This window comes from Candidatus Sodalis sp. SoCistrobi, from assembly GCF_900143145.1.
In the GTDB taxonomy this organism is placed as follows: domain Bacteria; phylum Pseudomonadota; class Gammaproteobacteria; order Enterobacterales; family Enterobacteriaceae; genus SoCistrobi.
The window spans coordinates 1-26296 of sequence record NZ_FRDB01000010.1; the positions used below are offsets into that span (position 1 = coordinate 1).

Genomic DNA, 26296 nt, shown 5'->3' on the forward strand with positions numbered 1-26296 from the left:
CGGCGACTCCTACGATAATGCGATGGCAGAGAGTATCAACGGGTTGTACAAAACGGAGGTTATCCACCGCGGGAGCTGGAAAAACCGGACGGAAGTGGAGTTGGCCACGCTGGACTGGGTGGACTGGTACAACAACAGAAGGCTGCTCGGGCGGCTGGGTTACATCCCTCCTACTGAAGCCGAAATGAACTATTACGCTTTGCAATTAGCATCAGAGGAAGCGGCGTAGTATTGCCAAAATTACTCTCTAATAAACTCGGGGTTATTCATAATCCTTACGGCGGCAATCACCGTAAAAAGCGTGTTTAGGCCATATCCAGCTGAAGCCGCATTACCTGGCGGTTGACTTCAGACATGACGCTGAAATGCTGTTTATCCCGCACCTTTGGCAGTAAAATTTTGCCTTTATCAAACTCAAAAGCCCCAATGCCCTTGATGTAAAGTCGGCCGCGAAATAAGGTCTTTACATAAGTGGCTACTTTTAGGGCGTTATAGCGATGGAAGATTCTCATTTTTGTACTTTCCTCCTACAGGGTTACTTCTTCCTAGGGTACTGACTACCGCGATTGGAAATCCGGTAACGCTACCTAACTACACCTTATCTGATTGGTAAGTTGTGCTTTAGTTCACGCTCTTACAGGATGCATTACTGCTTTTACATATTTTGACAGTAGGGTATAAAATTCAAATCATTATAAACAGTATAATTATCCTAAAAATGATGTCTTTGTGCGTGCAAACCCGGCCGGGCCGGAGATGGCCCGGTCAGTTCATTGATCAGGAGTTTTCTATGCGCTCTCTCATTAGTTTGCCGCTTTGCTGTCTGGTATTTTCCTTTACCCTGCACGCGCACCTGCTGCGCCCCGGTGAACCGGTGCCGCCGGTGAACGTCATGCATCAGGGTGAGGTGCTCTACGAGCATAATGAGTTCAGCCATCAACATTGGAGCAGCGCACGGCTCCCCGGCAAAGTTCGCCTCATTCAGCATATCGCCGCCCGTACCTCGGCCCGTGAGATGAACGCTGCGTTAATCGAAACCCTACGCGAAGCCAGCTTACCGCGGGATTATTACCAAACGACGACAATTGTCGATCGCGGCGATGCCTTTTTCGCTACCGGCTGGTTTATCCGCCACCAAATCGAGGCCAGCCAGCGCCGCTACCCCTGGTCGCAGATCATTGACGATGCCGAAAGCGTAGTGCGCCATGCCTGGCAGTTGAAAAGCAAGAGTTCGACAATCGTAGTGCTTAATGCGCGTGGGGAAGTGCAGTGGGTGAAAGAAGGGCCGCTGACGTTGGAAGACGTGCGCCAGGTCGTCACTTTAATTCAGCGCATACTGCGCGAGCAGCAGCGTTAAACGCTCGCACGCAGATCCTGGCCGGAGGCAACTGTGCAGCGCGCGCGGAGGCCATCAGCCCGCCGCGCCGCCACCCGCAAAACCAAGGCTCAGAACAGCGAGACCCTGAAGCCAGGATTAAGGAAAGACTCGCGCGGGGTGTAATCCAACGTCCGTCCCTGCCAATCATTGACCTGGGCGCCGGCCGCCATCGCCACTGCGTGTCCCGCGGCGGTGTCCCAAACGCTGGTCGGCCCGAAGCGCGGATAAAGCTGCGCCGTGCCCTCCGCCACCAGACAGAACTTCAACGATGATCCAATTGTCACCGTCTGATGCTCACCCAGATGGGCCAGATAATCCTGCAGCTCCGCATTGTTGCCATGCGAACGGCTCACCACCACCAGCGGCGGTCGCGCCTCTTTGACTTCGATAGCCTGTTGCTCGCCATTCTCGTCAATGCGCCAGGCCTTGCCATCGGCTGCGGCATAAAGCCTATCGGTCACCGGGGCATACACCACCCCCAGCACGGGCTTACCGTACTCAATCAAGGCGATATTCACGGTGAATTCGCCGTTACGCCGCAGGAACTCCTTGGTGCCGTCCAGCGGATCCACCAGCCAGAAACGGCGCCAGTGCTGACGAAGGGACCAGTCCGGCGGATCTTCTTCCGAAAGGAGGGGGATCTCCGGCGCCAACGCCTGTAAACCGGCAGCGATGACCCGATGCGCGGCCAGATCGGCGGCGGTCACCGGCGAGTCATCCTGCTTCTGGTTAAGCTCCAGCGGTTTGTCACCGTTGTAGACCTGCATAATGGCCGCGCCAGCCTCGCGGGAAAGCGCGATGATGGGTTCAATCATGATATACCTCGAAGATGAGCCTTAGAGTAATAATAATATTATTTTGCTCGACGTGATAATGCTCTGACACACTGCGACGCAGAAGTTTATACCGCCGCGCCGTCGGGAAGCCGTCGGGCGGCTATAAGCACGCGATAAGGACAGCACAGGAGCGTGGGAAGGGCAGCCTAACAGCGCGCAGTGAGTACAGCATAACTGCACGCGATAGGGAAACCGATCAGTGCGCGATAAGGAAAGCATAGCAGCGCGCAATAAGGACAGCCTAAAAGCGCGCACCATCGGCGTGATTAGGACAGCCTGTCGGCGCTTAGCCGAATTACAGGATTTCCAGCAGTTCCACTTCAAAAATCAGCGCGCTAAAAGGCGGAATGGACGCGCCGGCGCCGCGCTCGCCGTAAGCCAGTTTGTGGGGAATATACAACTCCCACCGCGAGCCGACCGGCATCAACGTCAATGCTTCGATCCAACCGGCAATCACGCCGCTGACCGGGAACTCCGCCGGCTGGCCACGTTCAACCGAGCTGTCAAACACGGTACCGTCCAGCAGCCGACCGGTGTAATGCACCCGCACGCGATCCTGCCGCGAGGGGATGGGGCCCTCGCCCTGCGCCAACACTTTAAACTGCAGGCCCGATTCGGTCAGATTGACCCCTTCCTTGCCGGCATTGTCCGCCAAGAATTTATCGCCTTCCACCGCCAGATGCTGCTGGCGCTCCTGACGTACCGCGTCGGCACGTTCGTGGACGGTACGCAGCGCACGGTGAATCACGTCCACCGGCACCGCCGGCGCATTACCTTCCAGCGCATCGCGCAAGCCGTTCAGCAGGGCATCGGGCAACAGGCCTTCCAGCCCGGATTCCACCAATTGCTGGCCCACCTGCAGGCCGATACCGTAGCTCGCCTGTGCTTCTACGCTGTCTAATGAAGGGTTGGTCATGACATTTCCTTGAAATCTTAAAAAGCGAAAGGCGCAGCATAACAGCGCGGGCGGTTGGGGTAAAATGCCGCGTGCAATTAGTATGACACCGCCCCTTAACCGCACAGGCGCGGTATGAAATAGGCATGGAGCTTAATCCCGCGCCGCTCTATACTTCATCGGGTTACGGCAACAGTATTGCAAGAGAGGTCATCATGGGCAAAATTGCGCCCAGGAAGAATACGTCCCCGGGCTTTTCACTGCCGGGCCTGGACGGTCTGTGGGAGAAATGGCGCCGCCGTTTCAGCCCCGATGATGACGTCAGCCGGCCGGCGGCCAAGGACCATAAGCGCGCCCCAGGGCAACTTCCCGACACACAGGATAGCCTTGCCACGGCCTCGCCGCTGGACGCGTCCTATGCCCTGGCCATCGGCAGTGCCGCGGACGAGGACGAGCCGCTGCCGGCCCCCATCGGCAGCGCCGGCGCCGGGCGCCCTTCTGACCGTGACACGGGCGCAGCGGCCGATAGGCACGGCGCCGAGACCGGAGAAGAGCCCTTTACCACGCCCCTCGGCAGCGCCGGTCAGCGCCCAGACTATATGGCAGAGGAGGCGCCGCGGAGGGTCTCGTCCCCCGCCCCGCCCCGCTCGGGTATGGCACAGCGCGGGAAGACAGGGTTGGCGGCGTTGTGGCACCTGCCGGATGGATTTAAATGGATGGGCCCGCTGCCGCCCTTGCATCGCCGCTGGCTGCTGATTGTTGCCCTGATGGTGGCCATTGTTTTGCTTTGGCCCTATAGCCCGCAGACGCCACCCGCGTCAACGGTCCGTAACGACGCGCCGCCTGCGCCGACAATGCAGGCCGAGCTGGTGGACAACAGCGCCGTCGCCGGCAGCACGGATAACCGCCAAGTGCAAACCTACCGCATCGCCGACGGCCAGACGCTGGCACAGCTGTTTCGCGCGCACAATTTGCCGGTGGCGGATGTCTTTGCCATGGCGCAGGTGGAGGGTAGCGATAAGCCGCTGAGCAGCCTGCAGGCCGGGCAGGAAGTGCGGATAGTCCAGAATGCGCAGGGGGTGGTAACGCTGCTGGAGATTGAAACCGGTGCCGCCGGTCCGGTGCGCTTTTCGTTACAGCCCGATGGCAGCTACCAACGGCGCTAACCATGCCAGCAGCGCCGCCCCGATATCCGTGGCGGTGATCCTGCCAGCAACAGCGCCGCTCCGATTCCCACGGTGGTGACCTTGCCAGCAGCAGCAACGCTCCCTTCGCCACCGACGCTCGCCATCGTACTGCTGGCGACGATGGTTACGCTGACGCCACGGCCATCGGTGTCATCGCGTCTACCTGATCGGGCCTGGCCGGAAAAGCAAAACGCCGGCGCAGGGCCGGCGTTTTAACCTCACATAATCTCGCGATTACGCTTCGGGAACAATCACCACATTCAGGCTGGCGAAAACTTCGCTGTGTACCTGGATGCTGACGTCGTGGTCACCGGTGGTGCGCAGAACACCGTTCGGCAGACGCACTTCGCTTTTGGCGACGTTAACGCCTGCGGCGGTGATCGCGTCGGCGATATCGCGGGTACCGATAGAGCCAAACAGTTTACCTTCGTCGCCTGCTTTAGACGAGATGGTGACGCTGCCCAGTTCATTGATTTTCGCAGCGCGTGCTTCAGCCGCAGCATGAGTTTCCGCCAGTTTGGCTTCGAGCTCGGCGCGGCGCGCCTCGAAATATTCCACGTTTTTCTTGGTGGCCGGCACGGCTTTGCCCTGCGGCACCAGGAAGTTACGAGCGTAGCCCGCTTTAACGTTAACCTGTTCACCCAAACCGCCCAGGTTGGCGACTTTATCAAGCAGAATAACTTGCATTACCTTATCCTCTCAAAGACTTAGTGGACAATGACCGATTACTGATGACGATCAGTGTACGGCAACAGGGAAAGGTAGCGCGCACGCTTGATCGCGCGGGCCAGCTGACGTTGGTATTTGGCGCGAGTACCGGTAATCCGGCTCGGGACAATTTTACCGCTTTCGGTGATATAGTTTTTCAGCGTAGCGATGTCTTTATAGTCGATCTCAACAACGCCTTCCGCGGTGAAACGGCAGAACTTGCGACGACGGAAATAACGTGCCATAAGGCTAGTCTCCAGAATCTATCAAATCAATCTGCTCGGCATGCAGGACTATTTTGCTAAGGCCATTGCGCCCTTGATGGCAACTAATGAACCCTTGCACAGTGATCTGCGCACCGACCGTTAAACTGCGAGTAATATCGAGTGTGTGTTTTCCACTGACCACCACGGGGAGTCGGCACCATGCCTGGCGTGAAAAACCGGCTTCCTGCTGCACAGAACGGTGCTCAAGCACGAACTGGCAGTGCGGAATCCCTGACGGGCTGACCTTTCGGATGGGTGTCTTGCACACGGTGCCCGACAGCATCAGACGGTTCGCCGTCATCATCGATTACTCTTCAGAATCCCCAGCATCAGAGTCTTCGTTGGTTTCAGTGGCGAAATCTTCACGGCGCTCGCGGCGTTCGTCTTTCGCTTTAACCATCGGAGACGCTTCAGTCACCGCGTGCTTAACGCGCATGATCATGCTGCGGATAACGGCGTCATTGAAGCGGAAAGCTGTTTCCAGCTCGTCGATCACTTCCTGCGGCGCTTCTACGTTCAGCAGAACATAGTGGGCTTTGTGCAGTTTGTTGATCGGGTAAGCCAGCTGACGACGGCCCCAGTCTTCCAGGCGGTGGATCTGGCCTTCAGCACCGGTAATCAGGGTGCTGTAGCGTTCGATCATGCCGGCAACCTGTTCGCTTTGGTCAGGATGAACCATAAAAACGATTTCGTAATGACGCATAGAATTGCTCCTTACGGATTATTCAGCCTCCTGTCAGGGTCAACCGCGGCCCATGGAAGCAAGGAACGTGATAAGTGTACGGTCGAAAAATGACGCGCAATTGTACTTATCCGGCCGGCTAAACACAAGGACCGTAGTGGATTATTTCCGTGGTCGATGGTCGATGGTCGGCGTCTAAGCTTCAGCCTGGAGCGTTTGGGTGAGCGTTCGGCGTTCGGCATTCGGCATTCGGCGTTTGGTGTTTGGCGTTCAGCGTTCAGCGTTCGGCATTTGTCGTTAAGCAGCCTGCCTAGAGCGCTAAAGCACCTCGCGGAAAAAAGCCACGGTCGCCGCAAGCGCGCCCACGGTGATTTTATGACCGATGTCCGGCTCGGTAAGATAGCGCACCCGATGATGACCATCGCGCGCGCGCGCAGCGCCTGATACAGCCGCGCGCTCTCCGCCGGCGGCACCAGCGGGTCCGCCTCGCCGTGCCAAAGCAGCAATGGCCGGTCCTGCAGTTTATCCAGCCGCTGAAACACATCATAGTCCGCCAGCGGCGCCAGCGCGGCGGTGAAACGCCGTTCATAGTCCGGCGCATCCGGCGTCACCGGCGGAAACAGGGTGCGGCTAAGGCGCATAAAATCCCCTGATCCCATCAGCGCCGCGGCGGACATCAGCCAGTCAAAGCGCGCCAGTGCCCCCAGTGCGGTCATGCCGCCCATCGACGCGCCGCAGACGCCGACACGCCGGCCGTCTATCTGTCCGAGCTGGCGATAATGCGTATACAACGCAGGTAATTCGTCGATGTTTTTGCGTAGAATATCCCAAAAATGCCGCAGGCGACGTTGTTCATCGCCGTCAAAACGGGCACCATGCATCAGAGCATCCGGCAGGATCACACGGAACCCGGCCTGCGCCAGCGCATAGCCGAAATAGCTATAGACCTCTTTGGACGAGGTGTAGCCATGGTAAAAAAACAGCGTCGGCAGCGGTAAAGCATACCCGCCCGTCGGCACCGCATGTATCACTTGGATGTCGCCGACGTACTCCTGATGCATCTCGACCATGGGGCCTCCCGTTCGCCATTACCGATTACGCGACGCCGTCCTGCCGCCGCGGTTCCGGTCAATACCATAATCACTGCCGACCGGTTTCGCTATACTTTAATCACCTAAGCATTGCGGAAATTTGGCTATGAAACGGTTTACTTTACTGATCCTTATTTGCTGCCTGCCGTTAGCGGGATGCAGCGTGTTGAACGGCAAACCGGCGTCGTCGCCGGCACCAGAAAAGCGGGCGGTTGAAATCAGCCGTAACAAGGTGGGTTCGCTGACCCGGATAGGCAAGGTCACCGTGGACGAGCGCGGCAGTCCCATGGACGCCAAAAACGCCCTTCAGCGCGGGGCGGATGAACATCAGGCACACTACTACCAGATCCTGATGATCGATGAAACGGTGACCCCCGGCGTCTGGCACGGCGAGGCGATTCTTTACCGGTAAGCGTGCGCTGGCAACCGCAGAGCTAGCTCTGCCCCCGCTGCCGCACGGCTTCAAACAGGCATACCCCGGCGGCAACCGACACATTCAGTGACGAAACCGTGCCGGCCATGGGAATGCTGATGAGCTCATCGCAGTGTTCACGCGTCAGGCGGCGCATGCCTTCACCTTCCGCGCCCATGACCAGCGCCAGCGGCCCGGTCAGTTTACTTTGATAAAGGTGGTGATCCGCCTCGCCGGCGGTACCGACTATCCACACATTATTCTGTTGCAGCAGGCGCAACGTGCGCGCCAGGTTGGTCACGCGGATAAGCGGCACGGTTTCCGCGGCGCCGCTGGCCACTTTTTTGGCGGTGGCGTTTAGCGGCGCTGCGCGATCGCGCGGTACGATGACCGCATGCACGCCGGCGGCGTCGGCACAGCGCAGGCACGCGCCCAGATTATGCGGGTCGGTGACGCCATCAAGCACCAGCAACAGCGGCGCGGCCTGCTGGGTCAGCAGCGCCGGCAGATCGTTCTCCTGGTACTGCCGCCCCGCCTGCACGCGGGCGACAATCCCCTGATGAACCGCGCCCTCGGCCTTCTCATCCAGCCACTGGCGGCTCACCATCTGGATAACGATGCCGGCCTTTTCTAGCTGCTGAACCAGCGGCTGTAAACGGCGGTCGTCGCGCCCTTTTAACAAATACACATCCAGGAAGCGTTGGGGATCGCGCTCCAGCAGGGCCTGTACGGCATGAATACCGTAAATAATTTCGCTCATGATCGTCTTTCATCGTCAACGGGCCTGGTGGCCCGTTTGGGTTGTGCTAATCGACATCGCGCACCGGCACTCAGCTCTCTGAGTGTTTGGACGCGGCGGCCGACTTCCTGCCGCGGCGCGTTTTGCCGCCGGCGGCTTTATTACGTGCTCCGTCCGTGGACGGCTTGGTGCGCGAGGCTTCCTCACTGGCCGGTTTGGCCGGCGCGGAGAAGGCGTGGCCGCCTTTGGCGCTTTTCGCGCCTCCTTGAGCGGAGCTGCCAGCAGGCGTCTGCGGCGCGTTTTGTCCACCGCAGCGCTGGCGCTTACCGCGCCCGCCGCCGGGCTTGTCGCCCCCCTTTCCCGTCGCTGCTGACGGCCGGGATGCGCTATCGGCCTCGAAATTAGCCGGCTGTTTACCGCTACGGCGGCGGCGCGACGGTTTACCGTCATTGCCACCGCGGGTCGGCTGCTGCTGACGCTGACGCGCGGTTTTACCTGCCCCTCGCGGCTGACGGCGGCTGGAAATCAAAGAGAAATCGATTTTGCGTTCGTCCATATGCACGGCTTCAACGCGGATCTCCACCGCGTCGCCAAGCCGGTAGACCCTGCCGCCGGATTCGCCTATCAGCCGCTGACCGATGTTGTCGTGGCGGTAATAGTCATTGTCCAGCGACGAGACATGCACCAGACCGTCGATAAACAATTCATCGAGGCGCACGAAAAAGCCGAAGCTGGTTACGCTGGTAATAATACCGCTAAACACCTCACCGACGTGATCCTGCATGAAGTCACACTTCAACCAGTCCGCCACGTCGCGGGTCGCTTCATCGGCGCGACGCTCGCTCAGCGAACATTGCTGGCCCAGCTGCAACATTTCCTCCAGCTCGGAATGCCAGCCGCCGGTCGGGGTGGCGCGACCATCAACATCGCCGTTTTGCTTGCCGAGAAGATATTTGATCGCCCGGTGCAGCGCCAGATCCGGATAACGGCGGATAGGTGAGGTGAAGTGGGCATAGGCCTGCAGGGCCAGCCCGAAGTGGCCGCGGTTTTCCGGATCGTAAATCGCCTGCTTCATCGATCGCAGCAACATGGTTTGCAGCATTTCGTGATCCGGCCGGCCGGCGACCAGATTCATCATATCGGCATAATCTTTCGGCTCGGGTCTTTCTCCGCCGCCGAGCGTCAGCCCCAATTCACCCAGGACCGTGCGCAACGACGTGATGTGGTCATTGCTTGGCCTATCATGCACGCGATAAAGCGCCGGCTCTTTGTGCTTCTCAACAAAGCGCGCCGCGGCGATATTCGCCAGGATCATGCACTCTTCGATCAGTTTATGGGCGTCATTACGCTTCACCGGCTCGATACGCTCGATGCGGCGCTCTGCATTGAAAATGAATTTGGCCTCTTCGGTTTCAAAAGAGATGCCGCCGCGCTGGACTCTGGCTTGTTCCAGCGTCTGATACATTTCATGCAGTTGCGTCAGCGGCTTGACCAGCGGCGCGTACTGGGCGCGCAATTCCTGCTGCCCCTGCAAGATCTGCCAGACCTTGTTATAAGTCAGGCGCGCATGGGAGTTCATCACCGCTTCATAAAATTTATAGGATGAGAGGCGTCCCTGAGCAGAGATGGTCATCTCGCACACCATACACAGCCTGTCCACCTGTGGGTTTAACGAACACAGGCCATTGGACAGTACCTCGGGGAGCATCGGGATCACCTGCGAAGGGAAATACACCGAGGTGGCACGTCGGCTGGCCTCCTGATCAAGCGGCGTATGCGGGCGGACGTAATAGCTCACATCAGCAATCGCCACCCACAGTCGCCAGCCTCCGCTGCGTTTTTTCTCGCAGTACACCGCGTCGTCGAAGTCGCGGGCGTCCTCGCCGTCAATGGTCACCAGCGGCAGCGCGCGCAAATCGATACGCCCGCGTTTGGCCGCTTCCGGCACGTCTTCTTGCAAATCCGCAAGCTGCTGCTCAACTTCTGGCGGCCAGACATAAGGAATATCGTGCGTGCGCAAGGCGATATCCACCGCCATACCGGTACCCATATTGTCGCCGAGCACCTCTACCACTTTGCCGATGGCTTTGGTACGCCGGGTCGGGCGTTGCGTCAGCTCCACCACCACCACGAACCCCATGCGGGCGCTCTGAGTCGCCTCCGGCGGGATCAGGATATCGAAACTGAGGCGGCTATCGTCCGGCACGACAAATGCGCTGCCGGCATCGGTGAAAAACCGGCCTACGATCTGGCTGGTTTTCGGCACCAGCACCCGCACAATGCGCGCCTCGCGGCGGCCTTTGCGGTCCGCCCCCTGGGGTTGCGCCATGACCACATCGCCGTGAATGGCCATTTTCATCTGTTCGGCGGACAAATAATAGTCATCCTTGCTGCCTTCGACGCGCAGGAAACCAAAACCGTCGCGATGACCGATGACCGTACCGCGCAACAGATCCAGGCGCTCCGGCAGCGCATAGCACTGACGCCGGGTGAATATCAATTGCCCGTCCCGCTCCATGGCGCGCAGGCGGCGGCGCAAACCCTCCAATTGGTCTTCACCGCTGATGTCCAGCTCTTGCGCCAACTCCTCGCGGCTGGCGGGCTTTTCCCGCTTGGCTAGATGGGCGAGGATAAATTCTCGGCTGGGAACCGGGAATGCGTATTTTTCAGCCTCTCTTTCCAGAAAGGGATCTTGTGACATTGTGCTACCTCCATAATGTCAAAACAGGTTGCCGTGCCGCTAGCGGGCACGCGCATGTCTATGTAGAGCGGCGGTCAAGGCAATCATGCCGGCCACCCAGGGCGCGGGCTGATGCGATGAACCGTATGAGCACCTGCGCAACACCTGTTTTTAACGGCAGGCGAAATGTCAACCTCGTGTCCCGCGCTACAACCGGCCGGCGCACAGCGCGCCGACCTGAATACCGCTGTCGTTGGCAAGCCCACCAAACCCTGGCGGGGTCAACTGTATCGGTAAAAAGGAAAACATGAACAATAAGAGTAACCTTTGAGAACCAAACAGGCCATAAAACTTGTCGGGCGGCAATGAGGGCATGCGCGGTAACGGCAGGATAACCTATTGACATATAAAAACAAACCGGGGCACGCCCGGTTTGCTGTCTTTTTTGCTTTTTTAACGGCCGACCACCATCAGGCGTCAAACGGATCGCGTAAAATCATGGTTTCACTGCGGTCAGGCCCGGTCGAGACGATGTCCACCGGCACGCCGGTGACCTCTTCGATACGCTTGATGTAGCGACGCGCCGCCTCGGGCAGCTTGTCGAACGCCTTCACGCCGAAGGTGCTTTCGCTCCAGCCCGGCATGGTTTCATAAATCGGCTCAATACCTTCCCAGTTTTCCGCCGCCAGCGGCGTGCTTTCCACCACGCGACCGTCGGGCAGGCGATAGGCGGTGCAGATTTTCACTTCCTGCAGACCGTCAAGCACGTCGAGTTTTGTAAGACAAAAACCGGAAAGCGAGTTGATCTGCACCGCGCGGCGCACCGCTACCGCGTCCAGCCAGCCGGTACGGCGGCGGCGGCCGGTGGTGGCGCCGAATTCATTGCCCTTGGCACAGAGGAATTCCCCGGTGTCGTCAAACAGCTCGGTGGGAAACGGGCCGGCGCCAACGCGCGTGGAATAGGCCTTGACGATGCCCAGAACATAATCCACATAGCGCGGGCCAAGGCCAGAGCCGGTGGCGACGCCGCCGGCCGTGGTATTGGACGAGGTAACGTAGGGATAGGTGCCGTGGTCGATATCCAGCAGCGTGCCCTGAGCGCCTTCAAACATCATCAGATCGCCGCGTTTGCGCGCGCTGTCCAGCAGCTCGGAAACGTCAACGACCATCGCGGTAAGGACATCGGCCACCGCCAGGATATCGTCCAGCACCGTCTGGTAATCCACCGCGTCGGCCTGGTAATAGTGCACCAGCTGGAAGTTGTAGTAGTCCACGACCTCTTTCAGCTTGGCGGCAAACGTGTCCTTGTTGAACAGATCGCCCACGCGCAGCGCACGACGCGCCACTTTGTCTTCATAGGCCGGGCCAATGCCGCGACCGGTGGTGCCGATGGCTTTGGCGCCGCGGGCCTTTTCGCGAGCAACGTCCATCGCCACGTGATAGGCAAGAATCAGCGGGCACGCCTCGGAAATCAGCATGCGTTCGCGTACCGGAATACCCCGCGCCTCCAGCTCACCAATTTCTTTCATCAGCGCTTCCGGCGACAGCACGACGCCGTTGGCGATAATGCTAACCACGTTTTCACGCAGGATGCCTGAGGGGATCAAATGAAGGACGGTTTTTTCACCATTGATAACTAAAGTATGACCGGCGTTGTGTCCACCCTGATAGCGAACAACATATTTAGCCCGTTCGGTCAGCAGGTCGACGACCTTGCCTTTACCTTCGTCACCCCATTGGGTGCCCAGTACGACGACGTTCTTACCCATCTCTTAACTTCACTAGATTGCTTAAAAATGGATTCTACCATCTGAATCCACGACTTTCAGTACTTTTTGACGCCGGTTCGCGCTGTTTTTTCGCGCTGCGATCAGGCGCCCATTTTGCTACGCAACATATAGTAGATGACGCAGCCGGCGACCACTAAACCGCCGCCGAAACGGCGCAAAAGCGGGTCCGGCAGCGTCGCCAGCGAACCTATCATCTTACGCCAAATGCTGGGAAACAGCATTGGCCCCAATCCCTCCAAGACCAGCACCAGACCGAGCGCCATCCAAATCGTCGGATTCATGACATAACCTCAAAGCAAAAAAAGGCCCGAGTGCTCGGGCCTGATTAACTGTGTGGAGCAACCGTCAGGGACGGCGGCCGACCACGGTATCTTCCGGCGACTTCATAAAGCGGAAGAAATCGCTTTCCGGGCTCAGCACCATCACATCGCTGTTGCTGTTAAAGCTGTTCTCATACGCGCGCAGGCTGCGGATAAAGGCATAGAACGCCGGATCCCTGCTGAACGCATCGGCGTACAGCTTGGCGGTTTCCGCATCCGCTTCACCGCGGGTAATCAACGCTTGACGCTCGGCTTCGGCCAGGGTGCGGGTCACTTCATAATCCGCCGCGGCGCGCAGCTTCTCCGCCTCTTCCTGCCCCTGCGAACGGTGGCGACGGGCGACGGCTTCACGCTCGGCGCGCATACGCTGATAGATAGCGTCCGACACTTCCGTCGGCAGGTTGATCTGCTTGATTCGCACGTCGACAACCTCGATCCCCAACGCCGCCATACTGTTCGGGTTCACCGACGGCTGCGGGCCGTTGGTTTCACGCTCTACCCGCGCGGCGGCGGAAGCGATGGCGTTATCGGCCGCGGTCGCCTGCGTCTCTTCATCGTCGCCGGACGTGCCGTTGTTCAGCGCTTCGCGCACATCGGTCATCAGACGGTTGCGGGAATCGGTGACAATCCCCTTGACATCCAGCCGGCCGAGCTCCGAGCGCAAACGGTCGGAAAACTTCCGTTTCAGCAACACTTCCGCCTGCGACACATCACCGCCGCCGGTCGCCAGATAGTAGCGGCTGAAGTCGCTGATACGCCATTTAATATAGGAGTCGACAATCAGGTCTTTCTTTTCCATGGTGACAAAGCGATCGGCCTGGTTTTCCATGGTCTGAATGCGCGCATCAAGATTTTTAACCGTTTCGATAAACGGTATTTTCATGTGCAGGCCGGGGTTGTAAATCAACGGTTTGTTATCGCCGTCGCGCAACACCTTGCCAAAGCGCAGAACGATGCCGCGCTGGCCTTCCTGCACCACAAACAGTGACGCATACAGCACCACCAGCACTACGACCACAATAAGCAATAAAGGCTTACGCATCGGTTATTCCCTCCCTTCGCGCGTGGTATCGTCACGCTGTGCATTGGCGCGTCGCTGATCCATGACCGTTCCGCTGGCGTTGCCGCCCGCGGCAGGCGCCGTCGCGTTACCGCTGGAGCCACCGGCAGGCAGCCGCAGCAGATTAAGAGCATCGCTGCCCGAGCGGGGCTTGCTATTGCCGGCCGGCGCGTTGCGCAGCATCTGATCGAGCGGCAGCACCATCAGATTATTGCTGCCTTTGTCATTGACCAGAATTTTGCGGGTGTTGCTCAGCACGCGCTCCATGGCATCGATATACAGACGTTCACGGGTAATTTCCGGCGCCGCTTTATATTCCGGCAGCACCTTGGCGAACCGCTGGACTTCCCCCTGCGCTTCCAGCACCGTGCGGGCCTTATAGGCGCGGCCTTCTTCCAAAATGCGCTGCGCCTGGCCGTTGGCGCGCGGCTGGACTTCGTTGGAATACGCTTCCGCTTCGCGGATATATTGCTGTTCATTTTCCCGCGCGGCGATAGCATCGTCAAACGCCGCTTTCACCTCTTCCGGCGGCCGGGCGGCCTGGAAGTTGACGTCCAGCAGGGTAATGCCCATGTTGTAAGGCTGAACAGTTTCTTCCAGCACGCGTTGGGTGTCGCTGCGCACCACGGTGCGGCCTTCGGTCAGGATGCGATCCATGGTGTATTTACCGATAACGCCGCGCAGGGCGCTGTCGGTGGCCTGACGCAGGCTGTCGTCGGCGTTGGTCACGCTGAACAGGTAGCGCTCAGGGTCGGTGACGCGGTATTGCACGTTCATTTCCACGCGCACAACGTTTTCATCGGAGGTCAGCATCACGCCGGACGCCGCCAGCTCCCGTACCGACTCCACGTTGACTGCGGTCACGGTGTCGATAAAGGTCGGTTTCCAGTTCAGGCCGGGCTGAACCAGATGATCGAATTTGCCGAAACGCAACACCACGCCGCGTTCCGCTTCCTTGATCGTGTAGAAGCCGCTGCCCGCCCAGATGACCACGACGGCCGCGACCGCAAGACCGATATAACGGCCGCTTCTGCCCGGCGCGCCGGTACCGGTACCCGTGCCGCCGCCTTTGTTGCCAAACCCGCTCAGCTTGCGGCTGAGTTTACGGAAGATATCATCCAGATCGGGCGGCCCTTGTTCGCGTCCGCCTTTATTGTTATTTCCGCCAGAGTTGCCGCTATTATTATTGCTGCTCCCCCACGGGTCGCGGTCATGTCCGTTATTACCGGGCTGATTCCACGCCATGTTTTAGCTCCATTTTACTTTAATTAGTATTCTTCAGGCTTGAGTTCCCAAAGGACGGTCAGACAAGATAGTCTACCAACGCCATTTCCTGCTTACATAACCGATGCCAGTCGATAATGGGCAATCTTACGACCAGCCCCACACTGCCATCTTCTTCGACCCACTCTTTTTCAATGGCCTGCAGTTGATAAAAACGACTGCGCAGCCGGCCGGCCTGCGGGGGCAGACGGAGCTCATGGCGCGCGATTTCGCCCGCCAAACGCTCGGTGAGCGCTTGCATCAGCAGCGCTATCCCTTCACCGCTGTGGGCGGAAAGCCACACCCGGACAGGACGGTTTTCTTCATCGCGATCGATGCGCGGCACGAAATCATCAAGCAAATCGATTTTATTCATCACCAACAATGTCGGAATATCATTGGCTTCAATTTCGGCCAGTACCTGATCAACCGCGTCAATATTTTCTTTAATACGCGTATCGGCGGCGTCGACAATATGCAACAGCAAGGTGGCCTGCCGCGTTTCCTGCAGCGTCGCTTTAAATGCCGCGACCAGATCGTGTGGCAAATGGCGGATGAAGCCCACCGTATCCGCCAAGACGGTATCCCCCACATCACCCACATTAATGCGCCTGAGTGTCGGGTCGAGCGTGGCGAACAGCTGATCGGCCGCATAGACGCCGGCTTCGGTCATCAGATTAAATAAAGTGGATTTACCGGCGTTGGTATAGCCCACCAGCGAGACGGTGGGCACATCCGCGCGGGCGCGGGCGCGCCGTCCCTGTTCACGCTGTTTCTCCACTCTCTCCAAACGGGAAAGTATCTGGCTGATTCGGTTACGCAGCAAGCGGCGGTCAGTTTCAAGCTGAGTTTCCCCCGGCCCGCGCAGCCCGATACCGCCCTTTTGCCGTTCAAGGTGCGTCCAGCCGCGCACCAGCCGTGTGGCAAGATGACGCAGTTGCGCCAGCTCTACCTGCAGCTTACCCTCATGGGTACGCGCACGCTGGGCAAAAATATCGAGGATCAACCCCGTGCGGTCGATAACCCGGCACTCGCACAGGCGTTCAAGATTTCGCTCCTGGGCGGGGGATAAGGCATGGTCGAACAGGACCACAGACGCGCTACTGGTTTTAACCGCCTCCGCGATCTCTTCCGCTTTTCCCTCGCCGACAAAATATTTAGGATGCGGCGCCTTACGGCTGCCGGTAACGACGTGTAATGCCGCTACCCCGGCGGAAGATACCAGGGATTCAAACTCCTGCAAATCTTCCATATCCTTGTCTTGCGAAAAAAAGATGTGAACCAGTATGGCCTGCTCACCGGCATCGTAACGGTCAAACAAGCGTACAACCTCTCATGCGGATATACCGCAGCTATAGTCGGGCCTTAGCGCAAACAGCACGCTAAAGCACCGCGAAATGGTCAACAGGGATGCGCCTTATTCGGCGTCATCGCTTTCCGGCTGCGACGGTTGCGAAGCCGGGGTGCTGCCATGATGATAATTACTGGAACCGCCGCTCGGATTGTTATTGTGATGCGATACGGGACGCGACGGTACGACAGTAGAGATGGCGTGTTTATAAACCATCTGGCTGACCGTGTTTTTCAATAAAATGACAAACTGATCAAAAGATTCAATCTGGCCCTGTAGTTTAATGCCATTCACCAAATAAATAGAAACCGGAACACGTTCCCGACGCAATGCGTTCAAGAACGGATCTTGCAAAGATTGCCCCTTAGCCATTCTGTCTTTTCCTTATGTGCTTGTTGTTTGTAACAAGAACCATGTGGCTCTAAATAAAATAATCGTTGTCAAAAAGCGCGTTCAGTACCGTCAATTGTACACAATCACCCAACCTATGCACTAACAACCTGTAATACCCTGTCGAGGGCGGCGGCGGGCTCATCGCTATCCAACCAATGAACATCGTGCCACCCCCGCAGCCAGGTCATCTGGCGCTTGGCAAGCTGTCGTGTCGCGCAAATCCCGCGGAACACCATGTCATCATAATCGGTTTCGTCGGCCAAATATGACCACATCTGGCGGTAACCGACGCAACGGAGGGATGGCATTTCCCTGTGAAGATCACCTCGGGCAAAAAGCGTACTGACCTCATGCTCGAAACCGGCGGCCAACATCTGATGAAAGCGCTGCGCGATACGCTGATGCAGCAAAGCGCGGTCAAGCGGTGCGATGGCGAATTGATGTACCCGATACGCCAGCGCTTCACCGGATATTTTTGTCAGTTCCGTTAGAGTGTTACCTGAAACGAAAAAAACTTCCAGTGCCCGCGACAGTCTCTGCGGATCATTAGGATGAATACGATTTGCCGCAATCGGATCAATCTGTTGCAATTGCCGGTGCAACGCCTGCCACCCCAGGGTTTCCGCCTCGCGTTCAATGCGCGCGCGCACTTCGGGATCTGCCGGGGGCAAGGGGGATAATCCCTCCAGCAGCGCCTTGAAGTAGAGCATGGTCCCACCCACCAGCAACGGTATACGACCGGCCTCGGTGATCTCTGCCATTTCCTTAAGCGCATCACGGCGGAAATCCGCCGCTGAATAAGCCTCCGCCGGATCGCGGATATCTATCAGACGATGCGGCGCCCGCGCCAGCTCGTCAGCGCCGGGCTTGGCCGTGCCGATATCCATACCGCGATAAATCAGCGCGGAATCGACACTGATGATCTCCACCGGTAGATGCTGGCGCAACGCCATTGCCAGCGCAGTTTTGCCGGAGGCGGTTGGGCCCATAAGGAAAATGGCCTGGGGCCGGCGCGGAAATGTCGGCTCAGTCATGGTTCAGGGCTTTAATAGCGGCCTCAAAATTCAATGTTACCAGAAGCCCGTCGGGCGGGGCTTTCACCCACTGCGGACAAAGCCGCTCTACCTCGGCAAGCAATTGTATCGCCCGGGAATGGCTCCAAGCGACCGATTCGTGCTGCAGCCGGCGGGCAAGCCAGACCGCAACCTGGTGATGCGTCACCGACGTTTCACCTTGCAGGTAGCCTAACAGGTCTGGAATCAAGTTTTGTAAATTTTGTTGGCGTAATGGTAAAGGTACCGCATTCAGTATCGCCTGATGAAGATGCGCTTGTAGCACAATACCCATTTCCTGCAGCAGTGGTTGATGGCGTTTCAGCGCCGCGACCTCGTTATCGCGCAGCGTTATGCGCAACGGAATCAGCAGCGGCTGGGCGCGCAAAGTATCCATTCCCGGCGTCAATTGACGTTCAATCAAGCAGCGTTCGGCAACCGGCAGTGAGAGTAGCGCCAGGCTGCCCGCCGACTCCACCAGCGCATAGCAAGGCGCCACCAAGGTCAACACCCGGCCGAAGGTGTGCGGATTACCGACGACGGCCGGCCCGGCGCCGACGGAAGCGTCGCCACCGGGGACGCCGGCGAGCGGGTTGGCACCCGAGTCAGCGCCCGAGATGCCGGCACTGGCTAAATCGACGCCGCTGTCCCGGTTAAGCGACGCGGCGGCGGATGGGGCAACCCCGGCGCTCGTCAGCGTTAGATGACCGCTTTGCTCGCGCTGCCCGTGACGGATGCCGGGGGCGGCATAGTGACCACCGTGCGCCTGTTGCGCGACGGCATTTAGCGCGTTGCCATCGGCGTGGGGTGCGTGGTCAGCAGCGTGCGGCGCATCGTCCGTAGACGGCCGACGCTTGGCGAAAATATCGCGCTGTGCCGTTTTTGCCTCCTGCGGCAACGACGCTGTTTGCATCAGTTGCCGGTAAAGTGCCCCTTCTTTACGCTGATAGCCCGCGCCACCGGCATAGCCGCCGCTGCGCTCCCGCGCCTGGCCGCCGCCGTCATGCTGACGCGCCGCGATACTTTCCTCACCGGCCGCCGCGGGCCGACGGTCAACCTCCCGATCCCCACCGGTCTTACCGCTCTGGCGCCCCGCTTCGGCGCCCGCAACATCTGGAGGCTGCGCCGCTGCCTGCCCGGACGCGGCGGGATCCGTCGGCAAGGGGAGTGATGCTTCGCCACCGACCCGTTGCGCCGGCCTCCGGGGATTGGCCTCGCCATCGACCTGTTGCGCCGACCAACGGGGATCAGCCTCACCATCGGCTTTTTGCGCCGGCCACCGGGGGTCGGACTCGCCGGCGGGCAGAGAGAAATGATTGCGCCCGGACGCCTGGCGATTCTGCGGCGCACGCGGCCCCGCCTCGCCCATCGGCAGGCGGGGAGCCGTGCTTTGCTGCAAAACGGTCACCACCGCCTGATAGATAAAATCATGCACCAGCCGTGCCTGATGAAACCGCACCTCATGCTTGGCAGGATGGACATTGACGTCAACCTGATGGGGATCCACGTCGAGAAACAGCACGAAAGCCGGCTGTTGCGCCCCCGCCAACTGTTCCTGATAGGCCTGCCGGATGGCGTGGTTGATTAATTTGTCGCGCATGGTGCGCCGATTGACGTAACTGTATTGCATCTCGGGCAGTTCCCCGCCCGCCGGATCCGCCACCCAGCCGTGGATAGCCAAATCGCCGTGCTGCCAGGAAACGCTCAATGCCCGCTCGACAAAGGCCGGGCCGCACAGTGCGCCCAGTCTGCGTAAAGGTTGGCTTTGCTGGCTTACCGCGCGGTATTGGCGCACCGTTTTGCCGTTGTGCTGCAAAATAAATGTGACGTCAAATCGTGCCAGCGCAATACGGCGGATGACTTCATCGATGTGCGTAAATTCGGTTTTTTCGGTGCGCATGAACTTGCGCCGGGCCGGGGTGTTATAAAACAGATCCAGCACCTCCACCGTCGTCCCCACCGGATGGGCGGCGGGTTTTAGCGTGACCGCCAGATCGCGCCCCTCGGCGTACGCCTGCCAGGCTTCGTTTTGCGCCAAGGTGCGCGAGGTCAGGGTCAAACGCGACACGGAGCTGACGCTGGCCAGCGCCTCGCCGCGAAAGCCCATGCTGGTGATATTTTCGAGATCGTCCAGGCAGGCGATTTTGCTGGTCGCGTGGCGGGCCAGCGCTAATGCCAGCTCATCTTTATCGATACCGCTGCCGTTATCCCGGATTCGGATGCGTTTGGCGCCGCCGCGTTCGATATCAATTTCAATGCGCGTTGCCCCGGCGTCAAGACTGTTTTCCACCAGCTCCTTAACCACCGACGCGGGACGTTCCACCACTTCACCGGCGGCGATTTGATTGGCAAGCTGTGGCGGCAACACCTGAATCGGCATAATAATCGGGTTCCTCTGCTCTTAAGCGGGCGGTATGGTTAATGTCTGCCCCAACATGACGTTATTGGACGTCATATTATTGGCGCGCTTGATGGCGCTGGCGGACACCCCATAGCGGACGGCGATCGCGGTCAACGTATCGCCGCGCGCCACCTGATGCCGGCGCGGCGCGGCCGATGGCGCAGCGGCGGCGGCGGGCGGCGGCGCGGCCTGAGCGCTTCCCCCGGCGGGAATGCGCAGCCGCTGCCCGACCCAGACACCGTCTTTTTTCAGCTTGTTCAGCGTGCGGATCGCCGCCATGCTGACCCCGTATTGACGGGCGATGGAAGACAGCGTCTCGCCGCGTTTGACGACGTGACGACCGGCGGCGGGGGCCAACGCGCCGGCGTTGGACTGCGCCACCGCCTGGGTGCCGCTGGCGCCGGCATCGGCCGCGGAGCTAACGCCCTGCGGCCGATTTTCGAGCTTTGGGCCGGTTTGCAGCGGATGCGCCAGGAAATAAGCGCGTAGCCCCAGATACAGAGCGTTAGCGATCTTATCCTGGTAAGCGCTGCTACCGAGTAGCCGCTCCTCCCGGGTATTACTGATGAAACCGGTTTCCACCAACAGCGATGGAATATCCGGCGAACGCAGGACGCCGAGACTGGCATGTTCCGGCCGGCGCTTATGCAGCGCGCCCACCCGCTGCAGCTGGCTCAGCACCTTCACCGCGATGTCATAACCCACCCGCTGTGAGTGGCCGAACTGCAGATCCAGCACCGCCTGGCTAAGATAAGGGTCGGCCTGGCTGTTGGCCAGCAAATCGCCCGCGCCCCCCAGCAGCTCCGACTGTTTCTCATGCTGCTCCAGCCAGTTTGCCATTTCGCTGTTGGCGCGCCGGTTTGAGAGCACCCATACTGACGCCCCGCTGGCGCTGCGATTGGGCGCGGCATCGGCGTGGATGGATACCAGCACGCTGGCGCCTTTTTTGCGCGCGACATCAGAGCGGCCCATCACCGAAATGAAGTAATCGCCGTCGCGGGTCAATACCGGCTTAAACATGGGATCCGCGTCGAGCAACGTTTTCAGTTTGCGGGCGATGGCAATGGTCACGTTCTTCTCATGCAGACCATTGGGGCCGGTCGCCCCCGGATCCTGACCGCCGTGGCCGGCGTCGATGGCAACCACTACCGGTTCGGCGCCCGCCGGCAACCGACCGCGCGGTGTCGGGGTCGATGTCGAAACCGGCGTGGCCACCGCAGCAGGGCTTTCTACCACCGTCACCCGGTTGGTAAACGGATTTTTCACCGCTTTTGACGGCGGCGGCGCGCTCGAAACCGGCTCGGCAGCGCGGGTCCGTGGCGCAGGTGCTACGGCGGCCGGCTGCTGGCTGATCACGGTCAGCACAACATTGTAACGCCCGCCGACCTGCCGTGTCGTGGCCTGTACGCGGGATTTGCGGGTCAGCTCGAAAACCAGTCGCAAACTCTGCTTATCCACCGGCGTACTGGTGCGAATGCGCTTAATGACATTCTCGCCGCTAAATTCGAGGGGCAGCCCCTGCACCGGGCCGCTCTGGCGGATATCCACCACCACCCGCTCGGGATTATGCAGCGAGAAAAAGGCGTACACCGGCTGTTGGTTAAACCCGAGCGTCACCATCGATTGGCTGGCGCTGTTGGCGACGTTAATATCGCCGAGCGTCGCCGCCATTGCCTGCCCCATCATCAAACACACCGCCAACACCAGCATTACCCTGAACTTCAGCATCATGAAGGCGTTCCCTGTCGCGGTGCCAACTGGGCCAGAATGCGCTCGCCGGTAGCGCTCAGCGCTTGCGCCTGTGCCTGCCGGCCGTCACCCTGATATTGCAGCGTCAGCGCGATATCCGCCGTCGGCAAGACACCTTCACCGCGCTGTGGCCACTCGACCAAACACAGGGCGGTGTCATCGAAATAGTCCCGCACTCCCATAAACTCAAGCTCCTCCGGATCCGCCAGGCGATAAAGGTCAAAATGATATACCGTCCAGCGCGGCAGCGCGTAAGGCTCGACCAGGGTGTAGGTCGGACTTTTCACATTGCCCGCGTGCCCCAATGCACGCAGAAAACCGCGGCAAAACGTGGTTTTGCCGGCGCCGAGATCGCCATAAAGGTTAATCACGCAGGCTTGCCGGCAGGCGGCGGCCAATGCTGCGCCCAGTGCGACGGTTGCCGTTTCATCCGGCAGGGGTATTACACGTTTTTCCATGTCTGGTTTCTATGCGGTAAGCTCAGGATTAACAAATAGATACAATGCCGGCAGCAAATCAGTGGCCAACATACCGCGCGTGCCCTTTTCCGCCGCCAGATGATCGGCGGTGGCGCCATGGACCACGCAGCCGGCGCAGGCCGCATCATACAGCGACAGCTTTTGCGCTAGCAAACCGCCGATGATACCGGACAACACATCCCCCATTCCCCCCGAGGCCATGCCCGCATTTCCGACATCGGCGACGGCGACAGCGTCATCCGCGGCGGCAAGTAAAGTGCCGGCGCCTTTCAGCACCACCACACCGCCATAGCGTCGCACCAATTGACGCGCGCTACCTAAGCGGTCACGTTCAATGTCGCTGACATTGCCATTCAGCAGGCGGGCGGCCTCGCCGGGGTGAGGCGTAATAATTCGATTGTGACGTTTCTCAGGATTGAATGCCAGTAAGTTAAGCGCATCGGCGTCCCACAGCATTGGTTTGTCACAATTTTCTACAACGCGCAGCGCATTTCTCCCCCAACTTTCCTGCCCAAGGCCCGGACCGATCACCACCACATCCGCCCAGTCCAGCCCCTGCTGCAGGGTATCGCGGGTGAGTGGCGCCACCATGAGCTCCGGCCGGGCGGTCAGCAACGATGGGAGATTCTCTTCGCGCGTTAACACGCGTACCAGCCCGGCGCCACAGCGCAGCGCGGCCTCCCCCGTCATGCGAATGGCGCCGGCAAACCCGTGATCCCCGCCGATAATTAACAGGCGGCCGTTGTCGCCTTTATGCGCGCAGGGATCGCGCGGGGGCAACCAGCGCGGCAATAGCGCCGCGCTGAGACGCGCCATTAGCGGAGTTTCCTGTTTGAGCCACTCGCCCAAACCCAAATCGTCATAATGCAGCTGACCGGTCACGCTGCGCGCCTTACCGGTCAGCACTCCCGGTTTCAGGGCGATAAACGTGACGGTGTGGGCGGCACGAATCACCTCCCCTGGCGTCGTGCCGGTATCGGCGTCAAGGCCGGAGGGAATATCCAGCGCGAACACCGGCGCGGGATGCTGGTTAGCCGCGATGATAAGCGCGCGGTAAGGGTCGCGCGGCGCCGCCTTGAGTCCTGTGCCCAGCAACGCGTCAATGATCACCTCTACATCCTCCGGCCAGGGTTGATCGGCCGAATGTACCTCCCCGCCCGACGCCAGCCACGCCGCTTTCGCCTGTTCCGCTTCGGCGGGGAGGGGATGTTGGCCGTCGCAGGCCAGCACTGTCACCTGCTTGCCGGCGGCGGCGGCAAGCTGCGCCACCACATAGCCGTCCCCGCCGTTGTTGCCGTGCCCCGCCAACACCAACCAGCGCCGGGCGCCGGGGTAGAGCCAAAGAATGCGTTGGAATGCCGCCGCGCTCCATCAACTGATACAGTGAAACGCCCGCCAGCATGGCGCCCTGGCGTTCCCAGCCCCGAAGCCATTCTGCACCGTAGACGGAGTGTGATAAACTGGATGCAGAGTATGTGTTGTCACGGTCAGTCATGTCTTATCCTTTCGATCTCTCAGAATTAGCCCGGCAGATTAAGCGCTGGGGGCAGGAACTGGGCTTTCAGCAGGTCGGTATCTGCGACACCGATCTTGCCGCCCATGAGCCGGCGCTGCAAGCGTGGCTGGACCGCCAGTACCACGGCGAAATGGCCTGGATGGCACGCCACGGCATGCTGCGTGCCCGACCGCACGAGTTGCTGCCGGGCACCCTGCGGGTCATAAGCGTACGCATGAACTATCTGCCGGCCAAGGCCGCCTTCGCGTCAACCTTGAAAAATCCCTCACTAGGATATGTTAGTCGCTATGCGCTGGGCCGTGATTATCACAAAGTTTTACGTAACCGCTTAAAACAGCTGGGCGAGCGGATCCGCGACGCCTGCGGCACGGTGAATTTCCGTCCCTTCGTTGATTCTGCCCCTATCATGGAGCGGCCGCTCGCGGCCAAGGCGGGTATCGGTTGGGTTGGCAAACACTCACTCATTTTAAACCGTGAAGCCGGTTCGTGGTTTTTTCTCGGTGAATTGCTCATCGATTTGCCGCTGCCGGTTGACGCACCGCAGCCTGAGCAATGCGGCCGCTGCGTCGCCTGTATCACCACCTGTCCCACCGGCGCCATTGTTGAGCCCTACACTATTGACGCGCGCCGTTGCATTTCCTATTTGACGATCGAACTGGAGGGAGAAATTCCTGAGGCGCTGCGGCCGTTGATAGGCAGCCGTATTTATGGCTGCGATGACTGCCAGTTGATCTGTCCGTGGAACCGCTTCTCGTCGCTGACCGATGAGCCGGATTTTAGTCCGCGCGCGGTATTGCACGCCCCAGAACTGCTGGAACTCTTTGGCTGGGATGAGGCGACATTTCTGCGCGTGACCGAAGGGTCGGCCATTCGCCGTATCGGCCACGTGCGCTGGTCACGCAATATTGCCGTTGCGCTGGGTAACGCCCCTTATCAGGATGATATCGTGCTGGCGCTGCGGCGCCGTCTGGGTGAGCTGCCGCTGCTGGATGTGCATATTCATTGGGCACTGGACAGACAGATGGCGCATCGTCAGGCCGCCGCCGTCACGGTACACAGCGCACAACAAACGCGGTTGGTCAGAGCCATCGAGAAAGGATTAACGCGCGATGCCTGAGGCACATCGCATCGGGAAAAGACCTCTTTCAATGCCGCACTCCCGCTGTGCATAAAAATAAAAATTCTTTGTCAATCAATCGTCACAAAAAACGCAAGCGATCGATCTTACGTTTCATAATAAAAATTTATCTATCTTTTTCAAATGGCTATGACAAAGCAAAATTTTCCCCGTCAACGCAAGCATCAACGATGACCGTGGGAAGCCTGTGGATAACTCTGTTTAAAAGATTACGGCAGAGGAGATAAGGCAGACGCTGCGTTACCTTTGGCGGTGGATAAATTATTCACGTAATTATTTCGCCTGCTGCGGAAAAAATGTGGCGAAGAACCGCCTCGCAAGCGCTTACCGGCTACGCACTGTCAGCCTTCTTAACGACGGATTGCATGATGTACCAGACACCTCAACTTGGCAAGCTTTTTGTCGGCTGTCTGCGTGAACCCGCTTACCTTTAAGGCGCGCAAAAGCGGCTACCGATTTTCGTGATGATGCGTGTCAGCCACCACAGCACGCGCACTCAAGACCGGCAGCAAAATGCTGTAAAACCCGCATCGAGTCTGATAAGTAGCGATTACTTAGCACCCTTAGACTGCGGCAGGGGAATCAACGTGCCGCGACCACGGCCGGGCGCAACCTTTTCCCCCGTGCGGCGCTGACGGGCGGCGGCGCTGGCAGGCATCGGCGATAACGATAACGGCGAGGAGAATGGAGAGAAAGGGAATACGGATGTCGGCAACATCGATGGTGATGGCGGTGCGGCAATAAGGCTGTGAGGCTGTGAGGCTGTGAGGCTGTGAGGCTGTGAGGCAGTCAGGCAGTCAGGCAGTCAGGCAGTCAGGCAGTCAGGCAGTCAGGCAGTCAGGCAGTCAGGCAGTCAGGCAGTCAGGCAGTCAGGCAGTCAGGCAGTCAGGCAGTCAGGCAGTCAGGCAGT

At 59.3% G+C, this 26296-nt stretch carries 25 protein-coding genes and 1 pseudogene; 5 read left to right on the forward strand and 21 right to left on the reverse strand.

Annotation, left to right across the window (positions count from 1 at the left end; all coding sequences use genetic code 11):
- A partial coding sequence (locus tag CINSTRO3249_RS01620) for an integrase core domain-containing protein (RefSeq protein ID WP_143146879.1) occupies positions 1 to 229 on the forward strand: 229 nt, incomplete at its 5' end.
- Positions 230 to 305: 76 nt separating this feature from the next.
- On the opposite strand, the gene CINSTRO3249_RS01625 is transcribed toward CINSTRO3249_RS01620, so the two are convergent.
- A complete protein-coding gene (locus tag CINSTRO3249_RS01625; protein WP_074011898.1) occupies positions 306 to 512 on the reverse strand; it encodes a DUF1107 domain-containing protein in 207 nt (68 codons plus the stop codon).
- A gap of 278 nt (positions 513 to 790) precedes the next feature.
- Here CINSTRO3249_RS01625 and CINSTRO3249_RS01630 point away from each other — a divergent pair, with 278 nt between their 5' ends.
- Complete coding sequence (locus CINSTRO3249_RS01630; RefSeq protein WP_074011899.1) at positions 791 to 1357, forward strand: YtfJ family protein; 567 nt, start codon at positions 791 to 793, stop codon at positions 1355 to 1357.
- An 89-nt stretch (positions 1358 to 1446) separates the two neighbouring features.
- Here the strand turns inward: CINSTRO3249_RS01630 and cysQ are convergent, their stop codons facing one another.
- Both cysQ and CINSTRO3249_RS01640 read right to left on the reverse strand, forming a co-directional pair.
- The gene (gene cysQ, locus CINSTRO3249_RS01635; protein WP_074011900.1) at positions 1447 to 2193 is read right to left on the reverse strand and encodes a 3'(2'),5'-bisphosphate nucleotidase CysQ; all 747 of its coding nucleotides are present in this window, start codon (positions 2191 to 2193) and stop codon (positions 1447 to 1449) included.
- Positions 2194 to 2509: 316 nt separating this feature from the next.
- Positions 2510 to 3130 carry a peptidylprolyl isomerase gene (locus CINSTRO3249_RS01640; RefSeq protein ID WP_074011901.1) on the reverse strand — a complete coding sequence of 207 codons (621 nt, stop codon included), beginning with the start codon at positions 3128 to 3130 and terminating at the stop codon, positions 2510 to 2512.
- Positions 3131 to 3255: 125 nt separating this feature from the next.
- Here CINSTRO3249_RS01640 and CINSTRO3249_RS17515 point away from each other — a divergent pair, with 125 nt between their 5' ends.
- Positions 3256 to 4275 (forward strand): OapA family protein, encoded by a 1020-nt coding sequence (locus CINSTRO3249_RS17515; protein WP_254304271.1) that lies wholly within the window; start codon positions 3256 to 3258, stop codon positions 4273 to 4275.
- A gap of 255 nt (positions 4276 to 4530) precedes the next feature.
- On the opposite strand, the gene rplI is transcribed toward CINSTRO3249_RS17515, so the two are convergent.
- Genes rplI through yjfP form a run of 5 tightly spaced genes read right to left on the reverse strand, consistent with a single transcriptional unit; the run spans position 4531 to position 7022 of the window.
- On the reverse strand, positions 4531 to 4983 hold the full coding sequence (gene rplI, locus CINSTRO3249_RS01650; RefSeq protein WP_074011902.1) for a 50S ribosomal protein L9: 453 nt from the start codon (positions 4981 to 4983) through the stop codon (positions 4531 to 4533).
- 38 nt (positions 4984 to 5021) lie between these two features.
- Entirely contained in the window at positions 5022 to 5249 is a 228-nt protein-coding gene (rpsR, locus tag CINSTRO3249_RS01655) for a 30S ribosomal protein S18 (RefSeq protein ID WP_005974788.1), read from the reverse strand.
- Between the two features lie 4 nt (positions 5250 to 5253).
- The gene (gene priB, locus CINSTRO3249_RS01660) at positions 5254 to 5574 is read right to left on the reverse strand and encodes a primosomal replication protein N (protein WP_125933094.1); all 321 of its coding nucleotides are present in this window, start codon (positions 5572 to 5574) and stop codon (positions 5254 to 5256) included.
- Positions 5575 to 5577: 3 nt separating this feature from the next.
- Entirely contained in the window at positions 5578 to 5973 is a 396-nt protein-coding gene (rpsF, locus tag CINSTRO3249_RS01665; RefSeq protein ID WP_074011903.1) for a 30S ribosomal protein S6, read from the reverse strand.
- An 11-nt stretch (positions 5974 to 5984) separates the two neighbouring features.
- On the reverse strand, positions 5985 to 7022 hold the full coding sequence (gene yjfP / locus CINSTRO3249_RS01670) for an esterase (RefSeq protein WP_371441359.1): 1038 nt from the start codon (positions 7020 to 7022) through the stop codon (positions 5985 to 5987).
- A gap of 127 nt (positions 7023 to 7149) precedes the next feature.
- Between yjfP and bsmA the strand changes: the two genes are divergently transcribed.
- Positions 7150 to 7455 carry a biofilm peroxide resistance protein BsmA gene (gene bsmA, locus CINSTRO3249_RS01675; protein WP_074011904.1) on the forward strand — a complete coding sequence of 102 codons (306 nt, stop codon included), beginning with the start codon at positions 7150 to 7152 and terminating at the stop codon, positions 7453 to 7455.
- 22 nt (positions 7456 to 7477) lie between these two features.
- On the opposite strand, the gene rlmB is transcribed toward bsmA, so the two are convergent.
- The 13 genes and pseudogenes from rlmB to nnr form a co-directional block, all read right to left on the reverse strand.
- Positions 7478 to 8215 (reverse strand): 23S rRNA (guanosine(2251)-2'-O)-methyltransferase RlmB, encoded by a 738-nt coding sequence (gene rlmB, locus CINSTRO3249_RS01680; RefSeq protein WP_074011905.1) that lies wholly within the window; start codon positions 8213 to 8215, stop codon positions 7478 to 7480.
- Between the two features lie 70 nt (positions 8216 to 8285).
- Positions 8286 to 10895 carry a ribonuclease R gene (gene rnr, locus CINSTRO3249_RS01685; protein WP_074011906.1) on the reverse strand — a complete coding sequence of 870 codons (2610 nt, stop codon included), beginning with the start codon at positions 10893 to 10895 and terminating at the stop codon, positions 8286 to 8288.
- A gap of 449 nt (positions 10896 to 11344) precedes the next feature.
- Entirely contained in the window at positions 11345 to 12643 is a 1299-nt protein-coding gene (locus CINSTRO3249_RS01690; RefSeq protein ID WP_074011907.1) for an adenylosuccinate synthase, read from the reverse strand.
- 101 nt (positions 12644 to 12744) lie between these two features.
- Positions 12745 to 12945, reverse strand: coding sequence for a DUF2065 domain-containing protein (locus tag CINSTRO3249_RS01695; RefSeq protein WP_074011908.1), 201 nt, complete (start codon positions 12943 to 12945; stop codon positions 12745 to 12747).
- A 64-nt stretch (positions 12946 to 13009) separates the two neighbouring features.
- Positions 13010 to 14026: a protease modulator HflC gene (hflC, locus tag CINSTRO3249_RS01700; RefSeq protein WP_074011909.1), complete on the reverse strand. Its 1017-nt coding sequence runs from the start codon at positions 14024 to 14026 to the stop codon at positions 13010 to 13012.
- A gap of 3 nt (positions 14027 to 14029) precedes the next feature.
- Positions 14030 to 15289, reverse strand: coding sequence for an FtsH protease activity modulator HflK (gene hflK, locus CINSTRO3249_RS01705; protein WP_074011910.1), 1260 nt, complete (start codon positions 15287 to 15289; stop codon positions 14030 to 14032).
- 58 nt (positions 15290 to 15347) lie between these two features.
- On the reverse strand, positions 15348 to 16628 hold the full coding sequence (gene hflX / locus CINSTRO3249_RS01710) for a ribosome rescue GTPase HflX (RefSeq protein WP_074011911.1): 1281 nt from the start codon (positions 16626 to 16628) through the stop codon (positions 15348 to 15350).
- Between the two features lie 96 nt (positions 16629 to 16724).
- Positions 16725 to 17030, reverse strand: a complete 306-nt coding sequence (gene hfq, locus CINSTRO3249_RS01715; protein ID WP_011410200.1) for an RNA chaperone Hfq — start codon at positions 17028 to 17030, stop codon at positions 16725 to 16727.
- A 113-nt stretch (positions 17031 to 17143) separates the two neighbouring features.
- Complete coding sequence (gene miaA / locus CINSTRO3249_RS01720; RefSeq protein WP_074011912.1) at positions 17144 to 18085, reverse strand: tRNA (adenosine(37)-N6)-dimethylallyltransferase MiaA; 942 nt, start codon at positions 18083 to 18085, stop codon at positions 17144 to 17146.
- Positions 18078 to 20483 (reverse strand): DNA mismatch repair endonuclease MutL, encoded by a 2406-nt coding sequence (mutL, locus tag CINSTRO3249_RS17945; protein ID WP_084790087.1) that lies wholly within the window; start codon positions 20481 to 20483, stop codon positions 18078 to 18080. Before mutL ends, miaA begins: the two co-directional genes overlap by 8 nt.
- A 21-nt stretch (positions 20484 to 20504) precedes the next feature.
- On the reverse strand, positions 20505 to 22235 hold the full coding sequence (amiB, locus tag CINSTRO3249_RS01735) for an N-acetylmuramoyl-L-alanine amidase AmiB (RefSeq protein WP_074011913.1): 1731 nt from the start codon (positions 22233 to 22235) through the stop codon (positions 20505 to 20507).
- Positions 22232 to 22711: a tRNA (adenosine(37)-N6)-threonylcarbamoyltransferase complex ATPase subunit type 1 TsaE gene (gene tsaE / locus CINSTRO3249_RS01740; RefSeq protein ID WP_074011914.1), complete on the reverse strand. Its 480-nt coding sequence runs from the start codon at positions 22709 to 22711 to the stop codon at positions 22232 to 22234. The genes amiB and tsaE overlap by 4 nt, the downstream gene beginning before the upstream one ends.
- Positions 22712 to 22720: 9 nt before the next feature.
- Positions 22721 to 24227 (reverse strand): annotated as a pseudogene (gene nnr / locus CINSTRO3249_RS01745) (bifunctional ADP-dependent NAD(P)H-hydrate dehydratase/NAD(P)H-hydrate epimerase).
- On the opposite strand from nnr, the gene queG reads away from it, so the two are divergent.
- Positions 24226 to 25365: a tRNA epoxyqueuosine(34) reductase QueG gene (queG, locus tag CINSTRO3249_RS01750; RefSeq protein ID WP_074011916.1), complete on the forward strand. Its 1140-nt coding sequence runs from the start codon at positions 24226 to 24228 to the stop codon at positions 25363 to 25365. The pseudogene nnr and the gene queG sit on opposite strands and share 2 nt — an antisense overlap.
- Positions 25366 to 26296: the final 931 nt, after the last annotated feature.